Source organism: Neoluteolibacter marinus, assembly GCF_014904755.1.
Classification (GTDB): Bacteria; Verrucomicrobiota; Verrucomicrobiia; order Verrucomicrobiales; family Akkermansiaceae; genus Haloferula; species Haloferula marina.
Map to the genome: position 1 here is coordinate 22,316 of NZ_JACZFQ010000026.1, position 6,428 is coordinate 28,743.

Annotated in this window: 5 protein-coding genes; 1 reads left to right on the forward strand and 4 read right to left on the reverse strand. The window is 65.9% G+C overall.

All coding sequences use genetic code 11. From position 1 onward, the window contains the following. The first annotated feature begins 139 nt into the window (after positions 1–139). Positions 140–3,433, forward strand: a complete 3,294-nt coding sequence (locus IG178_RS07710) for a S41 family peptidase (RefSeq protein ID WP_193211960.1) — start codon at positions 140–142, stop codon at positions 3,431–3,433. A 21-nt stretch (positions 3,434–3,454) separates the two neighbouring features. Here the strand turns inward: IG178_RS07710 and acpS are convergent, their stop codons facing one another. The 4 genes from acpS to IG178_RS07730 form a co-directional block, all read right to left on the reverse strand. Next, a complete protein-coding gene (gene acpS, locus IG178_RS07715; RefSeq protein ID WP_343225946.1) occupies positions 3,455–3,832 on the reverse strand; it encodes a holo-ACP synthase in 378 nt (125 codons plus the stop codon). Between the two features lie 2 nt (positions 3,833–3,834). Beyond that, positions 3,835–4,578 carry a pyridoxine 5'-phosphate synthase gene (locus IG178_RS07720; protein WP_193211962.1) on the reverse strand — a complete coding sequence of 248 codons (744 nt, stop codon included), beginning with the start codon at positions 4,576–4,578 and terminating at the stop codon, positions 3,835–3,837. Between the two features lie 49 nt (positions 4,579–4,627). Further along, positions 4,628–6,169 (reverse strand): bifunctional phosphoribosylaminoimidazolecarboxamide formyltransferase/IMP cyclohydrolase, encoded by a 1,542-nt coding sequence (gene purH / locus IG178_RS07725; RefSeq protein ID WP_193211963.1) that lies wholly within the window; start codon positions 6,167–6,169, stop codon positions 4,628–4,630. Positions 6,170–6,269: 100 nt separating this feature from the next. Beyond that, the coding region (locus tag IG178_RS07730) for a fumarylacetoacetate hydrolase family protein (protein ID WP_193211964.1) at positions 6,270–6,428 on the reverse strand (159 nt) is incomplete at its 5' end.

A 6,428-nucleotide genomic window follows, 5' to 3' on the forward strand; every position in this document is an offset into this window, starting at 1 on the left:
CTTGGCAGGACATCTGCTTTTCTCCGCCGGGAAGAGAAGGTTAAGATCACTTAACTACCCTGAAAGCCTTGATGCAGGCTCACCGTAGTCTCTTTGACGCATGTTTTCCCGGTGTTTCCAAGCTTTCCTGTCAATCTCCATGCTTCACGGCCTGGGATCCGTGCAGGCTGCCGCCCCGGATCCGGGCGAGATCCTGATGGCCAGCTGGCCGACCCTTTCCCCCGACGGGAAGTTTGTTGCCTTCGAATGGCGCGATGACTTGTGGTCGGTCCCGGTGGGCGGCGGCCTGGCCGAGCGCCTCACCGCCCATCCGGCGCGCGACAGCTTCCCCCACTATTCCCCGGACGGCGAGAAGCTCTACTTTTGTTCGACCCGCGCCGGCTACCTGCAGCTTTTCTCCATGCCGGCCAGCGGCGGCCCGGCCACGCAGCACACCTTTCATTCGGAAGGTGCCAGCCTCGAGGACATCACCCCCGACGGCACCCGCGCCCTCATCCGCGGCTTGCGCGATGAACCCGGCTTCCGTCCCGAGCGGCTGATCGAAATCGACCTGCGCCGCGATGCCCCGGAGCAGTACCTTTTCAACGAGAAGGGCCAGTCCGCCCGCTACAGCCCGGACGGCACCAAGGTCCTGTTCTGCCGGGAAGGCGAGCAGCTCTATCGCAAGGGATACCGCGGGCCGCGGGCCTCGTCGATCTGGCTCTACGATGTCGCCGCCAAGACCTTCACCCGCGAGGTGAAAGAAGAAGCGGAAGCCCGCTCGCCGATGTGGTGGCCGGACAACAAGGGCTTCTACTACGTCTCCGAGCGCGACGGCACCTTCAACCTGTGGAGCCGCGACTTCGCCACCGCCAAGGACGAGCAGCTGACGCACTTCAAGGACGACGGCATCATCCGTCCGTCGATCTCCGACGATGGCGGCACGATCATCTTCCGCCGCGGCTTCCACCTCTGGAGCTACCATCCGGGCGGCAAGCCGGAGCGGATCAAGATCCGCCAGCAGGAAGACCTGCCCGACACCACCCAGGAGTTGCGCAAGATCACCGGCACCGTCGACGCCGACTTCTCTGCAAGCGGCCTTGAGATCGTCTTCTGCGCCGAGGGCGAGCTGTGGTGCAGCGACACCGTCCTGCGCGAACCGCACCGCGTCACCCACACCGACGCCCGCGAGGACGACGCCGTCTTTTCGCCCGACGGCCAGTGGATCTATTACCTCAAGGACGACGGCATCGACTGCAACATCTGGCGCCTGCGCCGGAAAGACAGCAGCGAATTCTGGTGGCGCGCCGAAAGCTTCGAGCACGAGCAGGTCACCCTCGGCAGCGAGCCGAAGCGGCGGATGTCATTGAGCCCGGACGGCAGCCGCATCGCCTATGTCTCCGGCGGCGGCAATCTCTTCGTCGCCAATGCCGACGGATCCTCCCCCGAGTGCCTCTTCGAGTGCTGGGACGCCCCGACCTTCGACTGGTCGCCCGACTCCGGCTGGCTGGTCTTCGCGGCCCAGGACCAGAACTTCAACCGCGACATCTACATCATGCCCGCGGACGGCTCCCGCAAGCCGTTCAACTTGTCCCGTCACCCGGATTTCGAAGGCTCGCCCCACTGGTCCCCCGACGGCCGCCGCATCGCCTTCACCGGCCGCCGGCTGAACAACGAGATGAGCCTGTTCTACGTCGATCTCAAGATCGAGGAGGCCGTTCGCTCCAGCCGCGACCGCCGCGAGATCGATGCCGAGTCAGCGATGCGCGACGATCCGCTCTACCGTCAGGACGACAGCGAGCGGAACGATAACGACAGCGAGGACGAAGAAGAAGATCCGGCCGCGGACGAGTCGATCCCCGACCGCCCGCCGGTCGAGGAGCCGACCCCGAAGCCGAAGCGCAAGCGGATGAAGATCGACTTCGAGGGACTCAGCGACCGCATCGTGCGCCTCAACACGCGGGGCATCGAGCCCGAGCGCATCCTCTGGACCCAGGATTCGAAGTCGCTGCTGTTCCAGAGCAAGAACAGCTCGAACGACAAGCTCTACAAGATCGACGCCCGCCAGAAGGCATCGATGGACGACGTCGATGACCACCGCGGCCTCCCGGTGCGCGTGGACAAGGACGGCACGCTCTACTGGATCGTCGACCGCGCGCCGGCGATCCTCCGCAAGGGCAAGCTGACCCGCTACCCGATGAGCGCCCGCCTCGTGCGCGACCGCGTCGCCCACCAGCGGCTGTGGTTCCGGACCGTCTGGCGCACCCTGCGCGACCGCTTCTACGACCCGTCGATGAACGGCCTGGAGTGGGAGAAGGTCCTCGCCAAGTATGAAGACGCGGCCGCCCATGCCCCGGATTCCCCGACCTTCGACGGGATTGTCGGCATGATGCTCGGCGAACTGAACGCATCGCACCTCACCTTCATTTCCAACGTCTGGCCGAAGCCATGGAACAACGAGGGCGCGGAGTTCCTTTCCACCCGCCATCTCGGGATCCGCTTCGAGCGCCACGGCGCCGGTGACCCGCTGACCGTCGCCTCGGTTATCAACGCCAGCCCGGCGGCGCTCTGCAAACCGCCGGTGCAACCCGGCGATACCATCGTCCGCATCAACGGCCGCGCGATCGACGGATCGATGCCCGTCCACCGCTTCATGAACGGCCGCCTGGACCGCGACATGGAACTCGTGGTGCGCGACAGCAAGGGCAAGGAGCACAGCCACAGCCTGCATCCCATCAGCTACGATCAGGCCAGCGAGCTGGCCGAGGCCCAGGTGGTGGTCGACAACCGCAAACGGGTCGAGGAGATCTCCGGCGGACGACTCGGCTACGTTCACATCGCCCGGATGTTCTGGGACGAGTTCGAGCAATTCGAGCGCGAGATCTACGCCGCCGGCCACGGCAAGGAAGGCCTGGTGATCGACATCCGCGACAATGGCGGCGGCTTCATCACCGACCACCTGCTGACCGTCCTCTGCCAGCCCCGGCACGCGGTGACCATCCCGCGCGGCGGCGGTCCGGGCTACCCGCAGGACCGCAAGGTCTACGCCTCCTGGCACAAGCCCCTGGTCGTTGTCTGCAATCAGAACTCGTTTTCCAATGCGGAGATTTTCGCCCACGCCATCAAGACCCTGAAACGCGGGACCCTGGTTGGCGTGCCGACCGCCGGCGGGGTGATCTCCGCGTCGCGCGACCGCATCCTCGACGCCGGCACGCTGCGCGTCCCGTTCCGCGGCTGGTTCACACCGGGCGACGGGACCGACATGGAAATGAACGGGGCCGTGCCCGACGTCCTCGTCTGGCCGGAGCCGGGGCAGTTGATCGCCGGCGAGGATCCGCAACTGGAGACCGCCATCGATCTCCTCCTGAAGGATGTCGATGCCGCCGAAAAGGAAACCTTCGTGCCAAAGTACCGCAGCGGTTACACCCCCGCCACCGGGAAGCCCGTCGAGTGACCGGATCGCGGCGGACCGCCGCTACTCCGCTAGGGCCACCGCATTCGCCGCGGCGTAGTGGTGGGCGTGGGTCAGGCTGATCTTCACCTCGGTGATGCCGTTGGCATTGGCGAATTCTTTCCCCGCCCCGCCCAGGACCAGCGCCGGTTCGCCGCTGTCCTTGCGGACGATCTCCATGTCCAGCCAGCCCAGGTCCTTGCCGATGCCCGTGCCGAAGGCCTTGGCGATCGCCTCCTTGGCGGCAAAGCGCGCGGCATAGTGGATCTCCGGCCGCCGCTGGGCCTCGCAATAGGCGCGCTCGCCCGCGGTGAAGATCTTCGACGCGAAGCGCTCGCCGAACTCGGCCATGGACGAGGCGATCCGCTCGACCTCCACCACGTCGATGCCGATGCCGAACATCTTCATTCCGATGGATAGGCTGCCATCAGGTCCTTCATCTCCTTCACCGCCGCGGTGAAGCCCACCCGCATCGCCCGCGAGACGATGCTGTGGCCGATGTTGAGCTCGGCGAGATGCGGGACCACGAAGAGCCGGGACAGATTGTCGTAGTTGATGCCGTGACCTGCGTTGACCTGGATCCCCGCGGCGTGACCCGCTTTGGCCGCCTCGATCAAGCGGGACAGCTCGGCCTCGAGTCCGTCTCCGGTCGCATTGGCGAAACAACCGGTGTGCAGCTCCACCATTTCCGCGCCGGTGGCCTGTGCGGCTTCGATCTGATGGAGATCCGGGTCGATGAAAAGGGACACGCGGATGTCACGCGCTTGGAGCGCCTTCACGCAGTCAGCCACCTCGGTCAACCGGCCGGCGACGTCGAGCCCCCCTTCCGTGGTGACTTCCTCCCGGGTCTCCGGGACCAGGCAGGCGAACTCCGGGCCGATCGCCAGGGCCAGCTCCGTCATTTCGGCGGTCACGCCCATTTCGAGGTTCAGCGGCAGCGGGCAGCCCTTGCGGATCTCGAAGGCGTCCCGGTCCTGCATGTGGCGGCGGTCGCCGCGGACATGGATGGTGATCGAGTCCGCACCTCCCGACATCGCGTCGAGCGCCGCCTGCATGGGCGACGGCTCGGCATTCGGGGAGTCCGGCAAGAGCGCGTAGCGCGCCTGCCGGAGCGTGGCAACGTGGTCGATGTTCACCCCTAGCAGCATGCCGGCGAGTCTCGTTGAAAACGTGAAACTGGAAACCTGAAACTTCGGATCAATGCCTGAAGTGGCGGTGACCGGTGAAGATCATCGCGAGGCCGGCCGCATCGGCGGCCTCGATGACCTCCTGGTCGCGGATCGATCCGCCGGGCTGGATGCAGGCGGTGGCACCGGCTTCGATCGCCGCGGCGAGGCCGTCGGCGAAGGGGAACATGGCGTCGGACGCGATGACCGAACCCTTGAGGTCCAGGCCCGCTTCCTTGGCCTTCCACACGGCGATCCGCGAGCTGTCGACCCGGCTCATCTGGCCGGCGCCGATGCCGAGGGTGCGGTCGGACTTGGCGTAGACGATGGCGTTCGACTTCACGTGCTTCACCACCCGCCAGGCAAAGCGCATCGCCCGCATCTCCTCGCCGGTGGGCGGGCGCTTGGTGACCACCTTGCTTTCAAGGTCGTCCAGGCCGAGCGCGGTATGGTCGCGGTCCATGATCATCAGGCCGCCCGGGCAGGAGCGGATAACCGGGGCCTTCTTGGCGACCAGGTAGGCGTCATTCATCTTCATGATGCGCAGGTTCTTCTTCTTCTGAAGGACCGCGCGGGCCTCGGGCTCGAAGTCCGGGGCGATGATGACGTCGGTGAAGATCTCGGAAATGATCCGCGCCACCCCTTCGGTCAGCGGGCGGTTGCAAACGATCACGCCGCCGAACGGAGCCTGGCGGTCGGTTTCGAAGGCCTTCTGCCAAGCGATGCGGAGGTCGTCGTCGTCCTGGCCGACGCCACAGGGATTGGTGTGCTTGAGGATGCCGATGGTCGGGCGGACGAAGTCGAGGATCAGGTCGCCGGCGGCCTCGATGTCGAGGATGTTGGTATAGCTGAGCTCCTTGCCCTGGAGCTGGGTGAAGCAGCTCTTGAAATCGCCGTAGAGGGCCGACTTCTGGTGCGGGTTGTCACCGTAGCGCAGCTCCATTTCGAGCGGCAGGCTGACGGTCAGGTTGCAGCGGGTGCCGTCCTTGCACTGGCCGAGGAAGTTCGAGATCGCCGCATCATACTGCGAAGTGCGGAGGAAAACCTTCACCGCGAGCTGCTCGCGCAGGCGCAAAGTGGTGTCGCCGCCGTGTTCCTGCATCTGCTCGATGACCCGGGCGTAGTCGGCGGGATCCGTGACCACCGTCACCGCCTTGTAGTTCTTGGCCGCGCTGCGCAGCATCGACGGTCCGCCGATGTCGATGTTCTCGATGGCGTCCTCGAGCGTGACCCCGTCCTTGGCGATCGTTTCCTCGAAAGGATAGAGGTTCACGACCACCAGATCGATCGGCGGGATGTCGTGTTCCTTGGCCTGGGCGAGGTGCTCCTTGTCGTCGCGCTTGTGGAGCAGGCCGCCGTGGACCTTGGGATGGAGCGTCTTCACGCGGCCCTCGAACAACTCGGGGGCACCGGTGAACTCCGACACGTCGATCACCGGCAGATCGGCTTCGCGCAGGGCCTTGGCGGTGCCGCCGGTCGAGAGCAGTTCGACGCCCTGCTCGTGGAGCAACTTGGCGAAGTCGGCGAGGCCGGTCTTGTCGGAGACGGAAAGGAGTGCGCGGGCGATGGGCATGATGGGTCGGGGTCGTTGTGAAAACTGGCGACCCGCCCCGCGTAATCCCGGGATCGCCCTGCGGCAAGCCCCGAGTGACGGCGAAGCGGCCGTGGAACAATCAAGGGGCGGCCACCACCCGCTGGCGCATCTCCCCGAGACCCTCGATCCCGAGCTCGACGCAGTCGCCCGGTGCCAGGTAGCGGGGCGGCTTCATCCCCATCCCCACGCCGGCCGGCGTGCCGGTGGCGATGACATCCCCGGGCAGCAGGGTCATGAA